This is a genomic window from Microtetraspora sp. NBRC 16547 (genome assembly GCF_030268965.1).
GTDB lineage: Bacteria > Actinomycetota > Actinomycetes > Streptosporangiales > Streptosporangiaceae > Microtetraspora.
In genome coordinates this window covers 168,574-185,417 of sequence record NZ_BSSE01000008.1, presented here as the reverse complement: position 1 = coordinate 185,417, position 16,844 = coordinate 168,574, and the positions used below count along the sequence as shown (strand labels likewise).

The window sequence follows — 16,844 nt, the reverse complement described above, 5'->3', positions numbered from 1 at the left end:
AACCTCTCGATTTACACGGCTCCCGTCATCCAGTCGCTTCGGGTCACGGCTTGACGAAGTGCCAGTGGGCGAAGAGCCCAGGGTAAAGCGTTGCGGCTCTCCCCAGAGCGTCTCGCGCTCGCATCCATCGGCCGCGGTACCGCTTGTACTTCTGCACGATCCACCGGACCAGGTAGTCGTTGATCCGGTTGAGGCTGGGAACCAACGCGGACCGGTAGTAGCGCCCGTAGTAGTTGATCCACCCGCGCACGACGGCGTTGATCTCGCGTGCGAGGTCCTTCAGGCCTGCTCCACTGCGCAGGTGCAGCCGCCAGGCGCGGATCTGCGCCCGGATGCGCTTGGCCGCCTCATCACTGATGGCCGGGTTGAAGCTGAAGAAATACGCTCCCGTCTTCGCCCGGACCCTGCGGACTCGGAATCCGTACCCAAGGAAGGTGAATGAGGTGTGTTCGTACGAGCCACGCCTCTTGCCGTCCTTGCAGTACACGATGCGGGTCTTGCCGGGATGCAACCGCAACCCCCCGCATTCGGCCAGTCGCTCCGCGATCGCCTGTCGCACCTGGTGCGCTTCGGCCTCGCTGCGACAGTGAACCACCACATCATCGCAATACCGCTCGAAGGCGACCCCCGGAAACTCCCGAGCCATCCACACGTCGAACGCGTAATGCATGAACAAGTTGGCGAGCAAGGGTGAGATCGCTGAACCCTGCGGGCTACCGCGATCCCGTGCCACCAGCGTGCCATCCGGCTTTTGAAGCGGCGCTTTGAGCCACCGCTCCACATACAGCAGGATCCACTTGTGGCCGGTGTGGTGGGCGACGGCCTTGAGCACCAACTCGTGATCGAGATTGTCGAAGAACCCTTCAATATCAAGATCGATAACCCAGTCGGCTCTCCAGCAGCGTTCCCGGCACACCCCCACCGCATCCAGCGCGCTCTTGCGAGGCCGATACCCGTACGAATCGGGATGGAAGATCTTCTCCACTCCCGGCTCCAGGACCATGGCCGCCACGGTCTGCGCGACCCGGTCCGCGACCGAAGGTACGCCAAGAACCCGGACCCCATTGCCTCCCGGCTTGGGGATCTCCACCATCCGCACCGGCGGCGGGAAGTAACACCCCGACGACATCCGATTCCACAGCTTGTACAGGTTCCCCTTGAGGTCCTGCTCGAACTGCTCGATCGACTGACCGTCGACTCCCGCCGCCCCCTTGTTGGCCTTCACCCTCCGGTACGCCTCAAGGACCATGTGCTTGGAAATCTCAAACGACTTCGGTCCGCTCACCTGGCTCCTCCCGGCGATGCCGGTTGACCACCGAACAGACCCAGATGACCCGTCCCCTTCGCTCCACCCGCATTACCGGGCTTCGTCACTACTACGAGACGGTCCGCCCCCGTGCCCCGCGTCGGTACTCGGCCCCTTGCGGCGTGGACCGCTTGGGGATCTCCCTCTCGTCGCCGGCCCTCCGGGCCGGCGACAGTATCGGGGCGACAGGTTCTCACGTTCCGCACAAGAGCCCGGGCCAGGCTCGCGCCGCCTACATGCCGGACGCCGTCTGGGCAGTCGGCAGGCTCCCCCCAGACTTGTCCCGGAGCCCAGGTCTTGCCCCGGTTTCGACGCCACTGGAATTTCTTACGACACGTCATCAGCGGTTCGCTCTCGCTCGCCTTCCTGACCCACACCTGACGCGATCAGTCGCGCCTTTTCCCGCAGCGCTCACCACGACCGGCGCTTAACCGACGCAGCCTGCGGTGGTTTGGGACCTCCCCCTGCAGGGCGATCCCGGAGGACCTACCTCCATCTCTTGCACAGCACCGCATCCAGAGGCCTCTACATCAACGCCTCCTTCAGCGTTCGTGACACACGACCTGCGGAAACGTCAGCGATTCCATCCCGCGTATATCCCGCGATCAGCGACAAACGGCGGCTCTCGGTGGCCTACGGCTGCATGGGCGGCACATGCCGTACCAAAGCAAAAGACCAGGTCACAGGGGATGTGTGTCCGTGGCCGTGTAAAAGTGGCTCTGGCACAAAGATCGTGATGCGGTAACTCTGGGTGATGTCACGCGCCGAGCAGGATCCGCTTACGGAGCAAGTCGAGCTTGGCCCGTCCATACATCTGCCGCTTGAGCGCCTTGATCCGATTGACGTTGCCCTCGACCGCGCCCGAGCTGTGCTCCAGGGTGAGCCCGTGGAGGACTGCGGCCTGGTCACGGCGGAGGCCTCGGGCGAAGGAGTGCAGCTGCGGCAGGTCGTCCGCTTCAACGGCCGTCATCCACGCGGCCAGGTCCTGGCCGCGCCGTTCGAGAAGAAGCCGGGCGAAGGCGGCGACGTGTCCGGCAAGCGCGGTCAGACGCGGACTGCGGGTCAGGACGTCCTTGAGCTGGACCTGGTCGTCCTCGGTGAGCCGGTCCGGGCGGCGCGTAATCCACTGCGTCATCTGCCGGACTGTCGGCGGAGGCGGTGGAAGGGCGGACATGCCCAGGGCCGCACGGAGCGGTTGAACGTAGCGGCGCACGGAGCGAGCGCTGCCACGATAGCCGCGAGCGGTGATCTCGGTGAACAGCACGGCGGCGTCGGTGCAGCCCTCCTCCCAACGTTGTTGCAAGTAGGGGACGAAGTCATTGAAGGCCCGGGAGCGGAAGCGTGGGCCGTTGAGGAGTTCGTCAGCACTGGCGGCGTGGCGGTACTTGTTGACGGTCTTGCGATCCAGGCCCAGGATCCGGCAAATCTGCGTGATGTTGCGACCTTCGGTGAGCAAGGCGTGGATGGCGGCGTGACGTTCACGAGTGCGGACTGTCGTTCGTGACTCGATCGGCCCCGTCTCGGTTGCGGAAGGTGCATCTTGAGTCGCTGCTTCGACGGGCTCTTCGCCCTGGGGGGCGGGTTCGTCCAGGTCAGCTCGGTGAGCTCGGACCGTCTTCTCGACGGCGTCGCACAGGTTCTTCCACAGGTGCCACCGATCTGCTACCTGGATGGCCTCGGGTGCTCCGTCGCGGGCGCCCTCGGCATAGGCGCCGGCTCGGTCACGACAGATCACCTCGATGCCTGGGTGGTCGCGCAGCCAGTCGGCCAAGACATCACCGCGGCGCTCGTCCAGAACGTCGATGGGGCGGTGGGTGGCCATGTCCACCAGGACGGTGGCGTAGGCGTGGCCTTTTCGCTTGGCGAAGTCATCCACGCCCAGCACTGTGACCTGGCCGATCTCAGGGTCGGGCAGGGCGCGTATCAGTCGTATCAGCAGCGAGCGGGACACGTGGATGCCCAGCTTGCCGCTGAGTCTGGTCCCGGCCCGGCCGGCCAACGCCAGAGCGATGCTCGCCAGCAGGCGGCTGAGCGCGGGCGTGCGCCGCGCATACGCCGCGGTGAGGTCGGGAACCTGCTCGGCGAAGGTCACCGCAGCGCATACCGGATTGGCGCAGAAGAACCGACGTGCTTCCAGCTCGATCGTCACGGGTGTATCGCCGCAGGTCACATCGCTGAGACGACGACGGTAGCGGCTGTGCACCCGCCGCCCTGATGTGCCGCAGGACGGGCAGGACGGCTCGGCGTAGCGGGTCCGAGCGCAAATGAGTAATCCGTTCTCCGTGCACGTGACGGTCTCCACGTGCACGTTCTTCAGATGGGGAAGGAACAGGTGGAGAAGATCGAGGTAGCAGGTCCCCTCACCTGCCTGGGGGTGCAGCACAATAGCCCTCACGGCCGCTCGCTGGTGATCCGATTCTTGGTCGAACCTGATCTTGGCGGTGCGGCCGTCCTCATACCTGGCCAGTTACGGAATCGCGACCCTGATCACACGCAGTCACCGCATCACGATCTTTGTGCCAGAGCCACTTTAACCTGGCCACCAGCGGCGACACGCACTTGGCCGTTGACAATGTGGCCTGGTCTTGGGAGCGCGCCCTGAGGGATTCGAACCCCCGACCGTCGGATTAGAAGTGGATTTCCGCTCTTGCTTCGAGCGACATCCTGACCTGCGGGTGATCTGGGAGGTCTTGCCTCGTCCAGCAAGCTCGATCCGAGCATGTTCCGGATCATGTCGTAAGGAGCAGTCGCGGTGGACGGAGCGGAAACCAAACCGCATTAGCAGCTCGGGGCGTTACCGTTCACGACAGTCCCACCTGGATCAACATGGCTCGGCGGTCCACCTAGAACGGGCTGGTACGGCGGTGAACTGCAACCCAAACTGCAACCCTGGCCATAGCTCAACCGTCGCAGTCCTCGAACCCTGAACCTGCAGATCAAAAGATCGACCCGGTAGCTCTGGTCAGGGGCAGGGCGTGGCCTGCCTGAACGGCTCTGAACCCATATGAACTGCGATGCAACTCGTTCCCGAACCATCGGACACTGCTCGGGGGCGGGTCAACCGGTATTTCAGTCTCCCGCCACTCCCGCTGAATCCCCTTATGATTTATTTTGTGGATCTTGGTGTCTCTTGCGGGAGGCGCTGCCGGGTGCGGCCCGCCCGAGTTCGGCGAGGGCGGAAGCGGTCGCCGCGTCGGCTGGAAGGAAGGCCTCCATCCGCAGCTCGGCGACGGTGACGTCGACCGCGGTCCCGAAGTGGGTCAGCGTGGTCAGGAGCTGAAGCTCGCCGTCGCCGAAGCGGAGCCGCAGCGGGACCGCGAAGCCGAGGTGACCCGGTCCCGGTTGCCGGGGGCGATCGGGTACCAGTTTCGTGAGCTCAGTGACCAGCGCCTCAAGCCGGTCATCGGGATTGCGAGCCGCTTCCTGCCGGATATGGTCGATCACGTGCCAGGCCCATACGTCCAGGTTGATGATCCGCGGCGCCATTCCTTGAGGATCTAGCAACAAGCGGGGCACGTTGACAGGCGGCTTAAGGAGATGGGACGCCACGCTCTCGGTCAGCACCCAGAACGCGTTGTTGGCCGAGACGAGATCGCCGCGCCGATCGACGATCACCGCGGGATACGGGTGGTGCCCTCGCAAGACGCCTTCCAGTGCGGTGCGGACCGGTTCGAGCTCGGGGTCATCGAACTGAGTTTCCGGGTAGGCGGGGGCGTAGCCCGCGGCCAGCAGCAGCGCGTTCCGTTCCCGAAGCGGCATCTCCAGCGACTCGGCGAGCCTTACGACCATGGCCCTGCCGGGGGTCGACCGCCCGCTCTCGATGAAGCTGACGTGCCGCTGCGTGGTTCCGGCACGCAGAGCGAGGTCCAGTTGGCTGACGCCGCGGCGTCCGCGCCACTCGCGCAGGACACCGGCGAACCCGCCGCGTTCCGAAGTGATGGTCACCGGACCTTGTCTAACGCAGTGAACGGCGTATGGCCATTCCCTCCAGGGAATTGTCGGGCCACGGCGTCGCGGCCAGGATTGGCAGCATTCACGAACACGTCACGACGAAGGAAAAGCTGTGATCAATATCAAGGAGCTGGTCGGCCGCTACGTGGCGGTCTGGAACGAGCCGGATGCCGAGTTGCGCCGTAAGGCCATCGCCGAGCTGTGGACCGAGGACGGTGTCCAGATACTCCAGCCACCGCAGGAGATCCGGGAGACGGCCGCGGCGCTGGGCCTCACCCCCATCCTCGAAGCTCGCGGACATGAGGCACTCGACGTCAGAGTAACCCGCTCGTATGAGGAGTTCATCGCGCCCGGGGAGTTCTTCTTCAGGCCGCGGGACAACGCCGACCGTCTCGCCGACGTCGTCAAGTTCAACTGGGAAATGGTGCCCACGGGCGGTGGTGAACCGGCAGGCGTCGGACTTGAGATTCTCGTCCTCGGCGAGGACGGCCGGATCCGGACCGACTACCAGTTTATCGAGGGATGAACGTGCGGACGGTAGGCGAATCGAACAACCGTGGGGCGACCATGCGTTCTTACCGTTTGGAGAAGCTCGGCCACCTCGACGGGATCGTGCCGCGTGAAGAGCCGATGCCGACGCCGAAGCCGAAGCCGACCGACATCCTTGTCCGCGTCCACGCGGTTTCGCTCAACCGTCGCGACGCGCTCATCCTGCACGAGCGGTACCCCTTGCCGTCGGCACCCGGCGTTGTCCCGCTCAGCGATGGAGCCGGTGAGGTCGTCGCCGTCGGTGAGGAAGTGACTCGTTTCAAGGTGGGCGATCGGGTCGTCGGCGGCTACTGGCCCCGGTGGCACGACGGCAGGCTGAAGCCCGAGTTCCTCGACCAGTTCGGCTGCACCTTGGATGGCATGCTGACCGAGTACGTGCTCCTCGATCAGCAGTGGGCGGTCCACGTGCCGGACCATCTGAGCTGGGAGGAGGCGGCGACCCTGCCCTGCGCCGGCGTGACCGCGTGGAACTCGATCGTCGGTGGCGAACCCCTTCGCCCCGGACAGACCGTTCTCACCCTCGGCACCGGAAGCGTTTCTCTCTTCGCCCTCCAATTCGCGAAAATGCTGGGCTGCCGCGTCATCTCCACCACTTCCAGCGAGATCAAAGCCGGCAAGCTGAAAGAACTCGGCGCAGACCACGTCATCAATTACGTCGATACCCCTGAATGGGGGCAGGCGGTGCGCGAGCTCACCGAGGGGCGCGGGGCGGATCTCATCGTCGAGACCAACGGGCCCGCCACCATCGAGCAGTCGGTCAGAGCCGCAGCCCTCTACGGGCAGATCGTGCTGCTCGCGGTATCCGACCCGACCGGCAGACACAGGTCCCGCATCGAGATCTCCGGCGAAGCCTACGGATCCACCCTCGCGACCATCAGACGAATCTTCGTCGGCAACCGCGCTGATCACGAGGCCATGAACCAGGCGATCACCGCACACCACCTGCGACCGGTCATCGACCGCGTGTTCGGCTTCGCCGACACACACGACGCCTTCACCTATTACCTCGACAGCAAGCCCTTCGGAAAGGTGATCATCCGAATCGACTGACAAGCGACGCCCTGCTCTCGTGGTTCGCCCGACGATGCAGGAAAACCCAGGGGAAGCTGGCCCTGGTCTGCTCGTCCCGCGCGATAAACGGTGATCAGCCGCGTTCCGGTGAGCCAGGGTGAGGAACGAACCCTGGATCTTCGATCGCCCCGGCCACGATGGACCTCGGCCACAATATGGCGATCGTCGTGCTGCATCTGGGCGGCGGCGCGACCCAACGCCAGCGGAAGGCGTGGGTTGACTGCATTGGAAGACGCCAAGCACACGCGATCGGCTTTGGAAGCCCTCGCGCTCCTCCTCGACGGGAAGGCGGCTGCGGCCTCGACCTACCGGCGCAAGCGGGCTGTGTTCCATCACGCTTTGGACTACGCGGTAGAGCTGGAAGAGCTTTCGGCAAATCCGCTCGACCGGGTGAAGCTCCGCCGTGTCAAGACCACGGACGAAATCGACCGGCGTGCAGTCGTGAATCCCGACCAGGCGCGCGAGCTGCTGACGGCGGTCACCTACTGCGGCAGAACGCGCGGGCCGATGCTGGCGGCCATGTTCGCCTGCATGTACTTCGGCGGCCTTCGACCTGCTGAGGCGGCCGGACTCCGAGAGAAGGACTGCCACCTTCCCAACGACGGCTGGGGCCTGCTCACCCTGGAGAAGACCGCACCACAGAGCAACAAGCGATTCACCGATTCCGGCAAGGCCCATGACGAGCGAGGGCTCAAACACCGAGACCAGAAGGTCACACGGCCGGTTCCGATCCCGCCCGAACTGGTGGCCATCCTCCGCGATCATCTCGACCGGTACGGCGTCGGCAACGACGGACGCCTGTTCCGCACGAGGACGGGCGGCGTGATCTCCGGCTCGGCCTACGCAATGGTCTGGAAGGAAGCCCGCACATACGCGCTCACACCCGATCAGGCCGCTTCTCCCCTGGCGGCCCGGCCGTACGACCTGCGGCACGCGGCAGTCTCGCTCTGGCTGAACGCCGGGGTTCACGCCCCGGAAGCCGCGGAACGGGCCGGTCACGGAGTCGACGTCATGCTCAGGGTCTACGCCAAGTGCATCGACGGGCAACGCGATGTGGCCAACCAACGAATCATGGATGCCCTCGCCGGATGAGACAACGCATGAGCATTCACACGAAGGGTCTCGGTTCACGCCGGGGCCCTTTGCCGCATGTCTGGGTTCGCAAAAGCTCTGCTTCGGTCGACTGTAGAGAACGTCAGTGGAAGTATGACCCTGGCCGAATATCACGTCATGAGGGCGGACTGAAGCAGCGACATCACCGACCCGAGGTGTGGCTCATGGGTGATGTCCAGGGGCATGAGCTCCATCGCCTGCCCTCGCTGTTTGATCAATATCTCGGATGCAGCGTCATTGATCACCTGTGCCGCATCTGCTGTGTTCCAGCGAATCCCCGCCAAGGCCGCCTTGGTTATCCGGACGGCCAAAAGGCACTGCAACTGGGCTTCGCCGTATGCGTTCTCGCCGCTCATACGAATGGCGATCACTCTCGCGGAGGTGAGACCGGGTGCGGTCGCGAAGGCCTCTCGAATGGTCACCAGGACATATCCCGCCACCATCTGCTTGTAGTAGGTCGAGATGGTCTTCTTTGGGGTTTTGCGGAGACTGATGTTGCCCGCCTCGGTGCGGCTAGGCCACCGATCCGGTACTACATCAACCCCCGGCACGAGGACTACGATGCAGACTTCGCCGCCCTCGACACCGACAGCGACGGCAGGTGCTTCGTTGTCCTCGAAAGCTTCCTCCAAGGCGGAGAGCACGGTCTTGGGGTCGTTGCCGCGCAAGGCTGCCCATTCGGCGTCAAGGCTGTCCTGGATTGCACGGCGTTCTTTCTCCTGGCGGAGATGGATCTCGCGAATCTCCTTAGCCGCTGCCTCCTCCGCCCGCCTCTTCGCTTGTGCGCGGGCTTCACGCTGGAACAGGCCGAGACCTTTGAGTTCCTGCCGCTTATGGCGGTCCTGGATGGACAAGACCGGAATCTGCTCCGACTCGGGAGCGGCAAACGGTTGGGCTGGCGGAAACTCGACTCGATGCAGGTTCAGGATGGCGTCGAACGCGGCGGCCAACTGCTGTGCCTGTTCGGCCTTCTGAGCCGCCCGCAACTGCCGCTGATAGGCGGCGATGGACGTTCGCGACGGCCCGGAAGAACGGGAGCTGCCACCTCTTCGTCGGCGGCCTCCGCCACCGACAAAGACTCCGACTGGTCCGACACTGGCGCCAAGCCCGCGCGTTGAAGCGCGAACCTTAACACCCGGTAGCAGCTTGAAGGAGAACCCTAACGCCATGGGCGAGAGCGTAGCGATCATTCCCCGAAGCGCCCACTGTAGAAGCAGGAACAGGTCTGGCCGGCGCAGCTGGGGCAAGCGTGCCCTGGTGGCACATGAGATGCCTGCCGCAGGCTCGGGAGCGCTTCGCCAGAGGATAGAGAGGCTCCTGCGGGCACTAGGAAGGGCTCGGAATCGTTCCGGAAGTTGGCGGAATCCGCCTGGCAACCTGCGGAAACGTAGCCAAGATCATTCCGGATATGTTCCGGGAGTGGCCGCCTGGGGCTGCATCCGATGGCGTCCGGCTGCATCCTCGGCAAGGACACGATCAAGTAGAAGCCCAGGTCAGGCACCGGATGGCCTGATGAGTGGAGCGCGCCCTGAGGGATTCGAACCCCCGACCGTCGGATTAGAAGTGACCTGGACAAATGCCACCCCGTGTTTCGGCGTGCCGCTTTCTGTCGTTCCGTCCGGCATTGTTGCCACTTCCGTGTTGGTTGATGACAGCCCCTGTCATGTCGTACCGCTTACACACGAGCAACCACCGAGCGACCATGGGGACTTGACCATCAACATCGGCCAGCCACCTGAAGCCTCGAACGGTCACGTCCCTTGGAGTTACACCATCCGCGGGGACATCACCCAGACGGCCGCATGCGCCCTACCGGGGGCATCACCTACCCCACAGCGAGGACAGACGCACAGAACGATCTGACGGCCCCGGCCCGGCGAAACCGTGCGGTATGGCCACGCCCTCGCCGCCGATGGCGAGGCGGTGCTTGACACCTTCGCTGAAGAGCGGGCATGCATGAACGCACCATATCCGGGCGTGGTTCACCGGTGCCGGGATCGGCTAAAACGGCCTTTCACCCGAGGGCCGTGACGGGCTACGGGTGCGCTGGGCAGAGGTGGTGCGGCTCGCTCACGTGCACGAGACGGACCCCACCAGAGGAGTTCGTTGCCAGCTGTGCACGGGGGCGGGGGCACCAGCGGAGTTCGCTGCTCAGGCTTGTTGACCCCTGTAGCGTTCGCCGATGCGTCCGGTGTCGCCTCGGGTGGCGCGTTCGCTGTAGCGGCTTGGACCGCATCGACGCCGGGCCAGCGTTCTGGCAGGTGAGCCCGGTTCGGGACGATGCGTTACACAGCCAGACTCGCCCAACAAGCGACAGATGAATATGCGCGGCGCCACACAGATGCAGGCCCTCATGCTCCGCGATGGTTCCCGCCGCAGGCTGCTTCCCCTTCTCTGCCGGCTGGTCTTGGCCGGGCCGACGGCCGCGGGACGGCCCCGGCCGTGCGGGGCCGGCCGCTGCACCCCGCCCGGCGATGTGGCGCCAGCCGGTGGGGACAGGGACGCGGCGAGCAGCCGGGACAGGGTGCTGGTGGCACCCGGCGCGTGTGGACACGAGCGCCTTGATGTCCGCGGTAACCGCCCAACTGGCAGGAAGGCCACGAGCCCCCAGCGGGTGTTGAGGCACTGAGCCGGGAGGATGCGGTGTTCCTGGCCCCAGCGCGTCTCAGGCGAGACCGGCGAGAAACTTCGCGATCTTGGCCGGTCTCAGGACGAGCCCGGCACGGCGGGGGTGTTCCGAGTTCACCGGCGCTGTCGGCGAGTATGTGAAGATCTCCGTCGTGTTGCCCGCCTCGGGCCCATCTGTGACCACTTTGACGGATAGCTTGGAGATACCAAGGACTTTTCGTGCGTTGGCATCAGGGTCGGCGTCGCCCGAGGCGATAGTAAACGCGGTCCTGAAAACCGAGATAGACCGGCCGACCATGACGCCGAAACTCCTGTACCGCATCCGACCGTCCACGCCGTTTTCCGTCACCGTGATAACGGACCCCTGCGTCGTGCGACTGAATCTCGACTCCGTCCCCGACAGCCGCCGCACCGTGGATGGCATGTGGTGGCCGAGTTCGCGGGACGCCGCCGCGGAACTGCCCCGTCTCATCGCGGCCGTCGACCAGCGACTGGGCGGGGTGACCGTCCGGGTGGATCTCAACCCCGACGTCTGGGACGACATCCCGCGTGATTTTCCGGCCCGGGGCCGCCTTGTCGAGGTGAACAACTCGCGGGACATCGACTCCCACCTGGTCGGACTGACCACAACAAGCGCCAGCCACACCAGCCTGTTGCTGATGGCCCCTGGCGCCGTGAACGCGTCAGCCGCCTGAAGGCACGCTCGACCACAGCCGGCGGCCCCTTACACCAGGGGCACGGCATACCCAATCTTCAGCTTCTCGACATCGGAGATCTCATGACCACCACCGTCCACTCCAGGGCCCGTACGCACGCGCGCCTGCTGGCCGCGTGCCGGCCCGCCCATACCATCATCGGACTGCACGGCGAGATCGATATCGCTACGAGCCCGGCGCTACGCATGCGTCTACGCAACGCGCTCCAACGGGCCGAGAACGTACTCATCCTCGATCTGTCCGGGGTGTCCTTCTGCGACGCCTCCGGGCTGGCCGTACTGGTCGGCATCCAGCGCCGTACCAGGGAGTTCGGCATCACGCTCCGGCTCGCCGCACCGACCCCTCGGATGGTCGATCTGCTGCGCGTCACGGGACTGGACCACAGCTTCACCGTCCACCCCACGCTGTCCGGCGCGATCGCGTCCAGACATCGCGATCCCGTGCGCCTGCCTGAGGCACCGCTAGCCTGAGGCACCACGCAGAGCGGGCGCGCGTCCCAGAACGTCGATGCCCGTCGTGTAGCCGGCGGGCGCCGTCACCGCCTGCAGGCGAGCGGGCGCGGCCGTCCGCTCCGGGCCGCCGGGCGACGTGGGCAGTGACAGCCGGAAGACACGCTTCCAGACCCGGACGGTCTGGCGGAGCAGTGAACCGGTGTTGTAGGGCAGCCCGAACCGCTCGCACAGGGCGCGCACGCGGGGCGCTACCTCGGCATACCGATTGCTCGGGAGATCCGGGAAGAGGTGGTGCTCGATCTGGTAGCTGAGATTGCCGGCCATGATGTGGAAGAGCGAGCCACCGGTGAGATTGCAGGAGCCGAGCAGTTGGCGCAGGTACCATTCGCCGCGAGTCTCGCCCTCGACCTGTTCCTCGGTGAAGGTCGCGGCCTCGTCGGGGAAATGACCGCAGAAGATGACGGTGTGCGCCCACACGTTGCGCGTCATGTTGGCGGTGAAGTTGCCGATCAGAACGGGCAAGAACAACGGCCCGGCCAGCAAGGGAAACGCCACATAGTCCTTGACGACTTGGCGTCCGGCCTTGCGGAGGATCTCGCGAAGCTGGATGAACACCTCGTTCCAGCTCTTGTCTCCACCGCGCACGCGCTCCACCTCGAGATCGTGTAGCGCCACTCCCCATTCGAAAAAGGGCGCCAGGATCGCGTTGTAGAGAGGCTGCCCAAGGTAGTAGGGATGCCACGGCTGCTCGGGACTGAGACGCAGCAGGACGAAACCGATGTCCCGGTCCTTGCCGAGCACGTTCGTCCACTTGTGATGCAGGTAGTTGTGGGTGTACTTCCAGTGACGGGCCGGGGACACCAGATCCCACTCCCACGTGCTGGAGTGGATCGCGGGGTCGCGCATCCAGTCCCACTGCCCGTGCAGGACGTTGTGGCCGATCTCCATGTTCTCCAGGATCTTGGCGGTGGCCAACGCGGCGGTCCCGGCGAGCCAGGCCGGAGGCAGGACGGAGGCGAAGAGCAGCGTACGGCCGCTCACCTCCAGGGCACGCTGTACGGCGATGACGCGCCGTATGTACCTCGCGTCGTCCTCGCCCCGGTTCGCGATCACATCGTCGCGGATCTTGTCCAGCTCGCGGCCGAACTCCTCGGTATCCGCCTCACTGATGGTCTTCATGAGTCCTCACAGCTCGATTTCAACGTTGCCGTCGGCGGCCGAAACGCAGGTCTGGATGAGTTCTCCCTCTTCGCCGTATTCGCGTCCGGTCCGCAGGTCACGGACGCGGCCCGACCGCAGCCGTCCCGTGCACCGGTAACAGATGCCCATGCGGCAGCCGCTCGGCATGAGGACCCCCGCGTTCTCGCCTACCACCAGCAGCGGGGTTGCGCCGTCCGCGTCCGCCTCCCGCCCGCTCACAAGAAAACGGACATGTCCGCCGCCGCCTGCGGCCGATGTCGTCACGGCAGGACGGAAGTGCTCCACACGTAGCCGATCGGCGATGCCGGCCTCGCGCCAGTACGTCTCAGCTTCGCGCAGCATCCCGGTCGGCCCGCACGCCCAGACATGACGTTCGGGCCAGTCCGGGCACAGGTCGGGTAACTGCGACAGGTTCAGCCGACCGCTCGACCTGGTGTACTGCAGGTGCAGGTGCAGGTTGGGGAACCGGCCCGCCAGCGTGCGGAGTTCGGGCCCGAAGATGACCTCCTCACGGGTGGGCGCCGAGTGCAGGACGATCACGTCCGGCATGTTCCCGGGCCGTGCCAGGCTGCGCAGCATCGCCATCACGGGCGTGATTCCGCTTCCCGCGGTCACGAACAGCAGGCGGGACGGAACCGGCTCCGGCAGCACGAAGCCGCCCTCCGGCCGGGTCAGGGCGACGATGGTCCCCGGCGTGGTCCGGTGAACGAGCTGAGTGGAGACGACACCGCCGGGGACCGATTTCACCGTGATCGTGACGCGACCGTCGCCGCGCTCCGGCGCCGAGGACAACGAGTAGGTGCGCCAGTGCCGTACGCCATCGATGTCGACGCCCACTCTGATGAACTGGCCGGCTCGATGTGTGCTCCAGCTACGGCCGGGACGGATGACGAGGCTCGCCACGTCCTTGGTCTCAGGGTGGACCGCCTCGACGCGGCCGCGGAGCTCTCGTGAGGACCATAAAGGGTTGATCAGAGTGAGGTAGTCCTCGGGCATGAGCGGCGTCGTCAGCCAGGCGGCCGTGTCCGCCAGGCGCAGCGTGACATCGTCGATCGGGGTTCTGGCCAGGCCAGTCATAAAGGGCCCTCCTTCCAGACGGGAACTACCCGTGCCCGCCCTTGGCCACGGGCGGGGTTCCTCAAGGAGGGCTTAGATCATCAACGTTCAGACGGGCGATGGTTCTCGGGGACGACCAATAGTGCTGAGCCGAGGACCGTGAAACATCCACCTTCCCGAGGGCCAACCCAGACGCACAGAACTGCCTCGTTGCCCGAGTTGATCCCGCACGGCGTTGAGGGCCCGGGCGTCACCCAGGGGTGTCGCGGTCGAGGTGGGTGTACGTGGGGCTCCTCCAGACGCTCTCGCTGGGCCGGATTTCGGCAATGCGGCGGAGCTGCTCAATGTCACGGATGAGCTTGCCGGATCAGGCCTGTGACGTGCCATGGCCCTCCGCTAGCCAGGACGAGACTGCTGGTGTGGCCATACAGCACGCGGGGGACGGCAGGAGTGCGTCTGCTGGCACAGGGAACTCGGAAAGCTGTGCCCCGGCCAGGTAGAGCACCTGTCCTAGCCATGTGCTGATGATGTGGCTGGCCGGGTCGTGGGGAGTCGGTACCTCGTGCATGGGGTATCCCTCGTCATGATCGATCGATGTCCATCGGTTTCCCCGCCCGCCACGCCGGGGCAGCCCACAGCGGATTCAGTCACGTACAGCAAGATATGACTACTAAACGTAACATGGTCGGACTGGTCGCCTACCGCCGACCCAAGCCGCAGACCGACGCCAACGCCTCCTGTGGGTGGGAAACTGTGTGATCGGGGGCGCGACCTCGCGAGGATCCCCGTCGACGTGTTCGTCCTCGCCTTCGGCCGATCACGGCGAAGGTGAAGAAAGAAATGGAGTGAGCCCGACAGGGACACACGGTGGGCTCAGTCGGCGATGTCAAGCTTGCCGTGGACGACGGCATCGGCTACCGCGTACAGACGCAGGTCGCGGCTGCGCGCGTAGATACACAAGGAGTCGAAGGCCCGGTCCGTGTCGATGTGGCGCCGTTCGGCCAGCACTCCTTTGGCTTGTTCGATGAGCACGCGACTGCTCAGTGCGGCCTGCAGCTGCTCGGCGGTCGCCTCGGGCTGCTCCAGCGCACGCTGGTGCAGGATGCTGATGGTGGCCACGTTGGCCAGCGCCTGCGCAATGTGCAGATTGTCTGCGGTCAACTGGCCGGTCGCCGTGCGCAGAAGACTCAACGCGCCGATGACCTTTTCACCGCAATGCATCGGCAGTGCCTGGACCGCGATGAAGCCGGCATGCTGCGCCGCAGCGGCGAAGCGAGGCCACCGCCCTCCCCCAGCTGCGAGATCGATACAGGTCACCGGCTCGCCGGTGCGGTAGCAGTCCAGACCGGGACCTTCCGAGTTCTGCAGCTGGAGCAGCTTCAGCATGCGGGCCTGCTCAGTAGAGGCCGCCATCGGACGCAGCCGCCCTTGTTGATCGGTCAGCAGCAGCCCGGCCGCATCGACATCCAGCAGTTGCACGCAGCGCAGGGTGAGCTGGTGCAACAAGTCGACGACGTCGAAGTCCCGGACGAGTGTGTCCGTCAGTTCGGCAAACGCGTCGGTCAGCTGGCGTTCCCGGGTCACGACCGCCTCCCTGGAGGGGTACATCGGAAATACCGGATCTTGCTTGGTCCGGGGTGAAGACGCGGCCCCCACCAGTGCACGCTACTTCGGCCGGCAGCAAGCCGTGGACACTGCGGCGTAGGCGCATAGCCGGATGTGGTCTCCCTCCTCGCCATACCCGCGAGCCCCGGGCTGAGGTGATGCGGTGGCCCGCAAGGCTGTGGAGCGCGCGTGCCCTGTGGGCGCGCGGTTGGCCGCCGCGTTAGATCAAGCCGAGTGAGAGGGCACCGCCGACCATTTCTTCAGAACGTCCAGATCCACATTGTGGGCAGATCGACGCAGAGGGCACCCGCTTAGAGCGTTGCACGCTGGGCAGGTGCCCTTGGGGAATTCTGGCGGAAAGGGGGCCGCCCGTGCCTGGCGACATCATGCTGATCATGCGGTTTCATCTGGTGAGCGGCGAAGACGTCTCCGTGATGAGTGAAGACTTCAGTGGGGAGCCCGAGGCGCTGGAGGCGATCGCACGCGCTCTGGACGAGAGGCGCAGTCTGGTGCTGACCCAGGCGAGGTACGGCGGCGAAAGCGACCTCAACGGCGTGGTCATCAACCTGGCCAACGTGGTGTCGGTGCGGGTGTTGAAGACATCCAGCGCCGAGGCGGGCCAATACCTCTAACCGCAGGGAGCTCAGCGGCCGTCACTCAGCTGGGCATAGCGACGCGGCCGCCGATCACCTCGCAATATGCCCCACAGCACCCAGGCGCGGCGCAGTGGCCAGGTGGCAGGAGGACGGAAGAGGACAAAAGGGGAGGCCAGCGGGTGCGGGCGGCGAACGGCGCCTCGCCCGCCGCTGACACCACAGGACCAGAAGGAGGTTGGCGATGGCACTGTTCCTGATACTGCTCCTCGTGGCGATTGTCCTGGGAATCATCGGCGTCGTCGTCAAGGGCCTGTTCTACCTGCTGACCATCGGTGTGGTCATCTTGGTGGCCGACCTCATCTTCGCGCTTGTGCGGTTCCGGCAAGGAGGCACCCGGCCCGGCCGCTGAATCTTGGGTTTCGAGCCGCTGCGGCGGGAGCCATCGCGGTCGCGCGGTGAGGCATCCCTTGGCGAGCCGCACGCCTCGGACCCATGCCAACGGGCCAACTGACTGGCGAGGAGGTAGCTTGCAGGGGCTGATCGGCTCGCCTGACGATAACGACCAACACCCCGGTCCGACACGAGCAGCAACGATCGGGTC

The 16,844-nt window shown here is 65.3% G+C and carries 15 protein-coding genes; 7 read left to right on the top strand and 8 right to left on the bottom strand.

All coding sequences use genetic code 11. The features are described from left to right. Nucleotides 1–43: 43 nt before the first annotated feature. From ltrA to QSK17_RS14505, 3 genes are all read right to left on the bottom strand, one after another. Entirely contained in the window at nucleotides 44–1,285 is a 1,242-nt protein-coding gene (gene ltrA / locus QSK17_RS14515; protein WP_285705223.1) for a group II intron reverse transcriptase/maturase, read from the bottom strand. Nucleotides 1,286–2,063: 778 nt separating this feature from the next. Further along, complete coding sequence (locus QSK17_RS14510; RefSeq protein ID WP_285705222.1) at nucleotides 2,064–3,608, bottom strand: ISL3 family transposase; 1,545 nt, start codon at nucleotides 3,606–3,608, stop codon at nucleotides 2,064–2,066. Nucleotides 3,609–4,405: 797 nt separating this feature from the next. Beyond that, complete coding sequence (locus QSK17_RS14505) at nucleotides 4,406–5,251, bottom strand: helix-turn-helix domain-containing protein (protein WP_285705221.1); 846 nt, start codon at nucleotides 5,249–5,251, stop codon at nucleotides 4,406–4,408. Nucleotides 5,252–5,369: 118 nt separating this feature from the next. On the opposite strand from QSK17_RS14505, the gene QSK17_RS14500 reads away from it, so the two are divergent. The 3 genes from QSK17_RS14500 (at nucleotide 5,370) to QSK17_RS14490 (ending at nucleotide 7,969) form a co-directional block, all read left to right on the top strand. Continuing rightward, entirely contained in the window at nucleotides 5,370–5,783 is a 414-nt protein-coding gene (locus QSK17_RS14500) for a hypothetical protein (protein WP_285705220.1), read from the top strand. Beyond that, a complete protein-coding gene (locus tag QSK17_RS14495) occupies nucleotides 5,780–6,856 on the top strand; it encodes a zinc-dependent alcohol dehydrogenase family protein (RefSeq protein WP_285705219.1) in 1,077 nt (358 codons plus the stop codon). The genes QSK17_RS14500 and QSK17_RS14495 overlap by 4 nt, the downstream gene beginning before the upstream one ends. 237 nt (nucleotides 6,857–7,093) lie before the next feature. Beyond that, nucleotides 7,094–7,969 carry a tyrosine-type recombinase/integrase gene (locus tag QSK17_RS14490; RefSeq protein ID WP_285705218.1) on the top strand — a complete coding sequence of 292 codons (876 nt, stop codon included), beginning with the start codon at nucleotides 7,094–7,096 and terminating at the stop codon, nucleotides 7,967–7,969. A gap of 131 nt (nucleotides 7,970–8,100) precedes the next feature. Here the strand turns inward: QSK17_RS14490 and QSK17_RS14485 are convergent, their stop codons facing one another. Next, complete coding sequence (locus QSK17_RS14485) at nucleotides 8,101–9,159, bottom strand: hypothetical protein (RefSeq protein ID WP_285705217.1); 1,059 nt, start codon at nucleotides 9,157–9,159, stop codon at nucleotides 8,101–8,103. A gap of 1,496 nt (nucleotides 9,160–10,655) precedes the next feature. Beyond that, complete coding sequence (locus QSK17_RS14480) at nucleotides 10,656–10,967, bottom strand: hypothetical protein (RefSeq protein ID WP_285705216.1); 312 nt, start codon at nucleotides 10,965–10,967, stop codon at nucleotides 10,656–10,658. Between the two features lie 22 nt (nucleotides 10,968–10,989). On the opposite strand from QSK17_RS14480, the gene QSK17_RS14475 reads away from it, so the two are divergent. Together QSK17_RS14475 and QSK17_RS14470 are read left to right on the top strand one after the other, a co-directional pair. Then, nucleotides 10,990–11,313 (top strand): DUF5994 family protein, encoded by a 324-nt coding sequence (locus QSK17_RS14475; protein WP_285705215.1) that lies wholly within the window; start codon nucleotides 10,990–10,992, stop codon nucleotides 11,311–11,313. An 83-nt stretch (nucleotides 11,314–11,396) separates the two neighbouring features. Then, nucleotides 11,397–11,804, top strand: coding sequence for an STAS domain-containing protein (locus tag QSK17_RS14470; RefSeq protein ID WP_285705214.1), 408 nt, complete (start codon nucleotides 11,397–11,399; stop codon nucleotides 11,802–11,804). Here QSK17_RS14470 and QSK17_RS14465 read toward each other — a convergent pair. The 3 genes from QSK17_RS14465 to QSK17_RS14455 form a co-directional block, all read right to left on the bottom strand. Further along, nucleotides 11,796–12,965 (bottom strand): fatty acid desaturase family protein, encoded by a 1,170-nt coding sequence (locus tag QSK17_RS14465; protein ID WP_285705213.1) that lies wholly within the window; start codon nucleotides 12,963–12,965, stop codon nucleotides 11,796–11,798. The genes QSK17_RS14470 and QSK17_RS14465 overlap by 9 nt on opposite strands. Before the next feature lie 6 nt (nucleotides 12,966–12,971). Beyond that, entirely contained in the window at nucleotides 12,972–14,063 is a 1,092-nt protein-coding gene (locus tag QSK17_RS14460) for a ferredoxin reductase (protein ID WP_285705212.1), read from the bottom strand. An 852-nt stretch (nucleotides 14,064–14,915) separates the two neighbouring features. Next, nucleotides 14,916–15,626 carry a GAF and ANTAR domain-containing protein gene (locus tag QSK17_RS14455; protein ID WP_285705211.1) on the bottom strand — a complete coding sequence of 237 codons (711 nt, stop codon included), beginning with the start codon at nucleotides 15,624–15,626 and terminating at the stop codon, nucleotides 14,916–14,918. Between the two features lie 392 nt (nucleotides 15,627–16,018). Here QSK17_RS14455 and QSK17_RS14450 point away from each other — a divergent pair, with 392 nt between their 5' ends. Both QSK17_RS14450 and QSK17_RS14445 read left to right on the top strand, forming a co-directional pair. Beyond that, the gene (locus QSK17_RS14450) at nucleotides 16,019–16,279 is read left to right on the top strand and encodes a hypothetical protein (protein WP_285705210.1); all 261 of its coding nucleotides are present in this window, start codon (nucleotides 16,019–16,021) and stop codon (nucleotides 16,277–16,279) included. 205 nt (nucleotides 16,280–16,484) lie between these two features. Further along, nucleotides 16,485–16,652, top strand: coding sequence for a hypothetical protein (locus QSK17_RS14445; protein WP_285705209.1), 168 nt, complete (start codon nucleotides 16,485–16,487; stop codon nucleotides 16,650–16,652). The last annotated feature ends 192 nt before the right edge of the window (nucleotides 16,653–16,844 follow it).

Excerpts from the sequence above, each read along its gene's own strand:
- QSK17_RS14445 (WP_285705209.1), top strand. The coding sequence starts at position 16,485 with ATGGCACTGTTCCTGATACTGCTCCTCGTGGCGATTGTCCTGGGAATC.
- QSK17_RS14485 (WP_285705217.1), bottom strand. The coding sequence starts at position 9,159 with ATGGCGTTAGGGTTCTCCTTCAAGCTGCTACCGGGTGTTAAGGTTCGC.
- QSK17_RS14470 (WP_285705214.1), top strand. The coding sequence starts at position 11,397 with ATGACCACCACCGTCCACTCCAGGGCCCGTACGCACGCGCGCCTGCTG.
- QSK17_RS14460 (WP_285705212.1), bottom strand. The coding sequence starts at position 14,063 with ATGACTGGCCTGGCCAGAACCCCGATCGACGATGTCACGCTGCGCCTG.
- QSK17_RS14495 (WP_285705219.1), top strand. The coding sequence starts at position 5,780 with ATGAACGTGCGGACGGTAGGCGAATCGAACAACCGTGGGGCGACCATG.
- QSK17_RS14465 (WP_285705213.1), bottom strand. The coding sequence starts at position 12,965 with ATGAAGACCATCAGTGAGGCGGATACCGAGGAGTTCGGCCGCGAGCTG.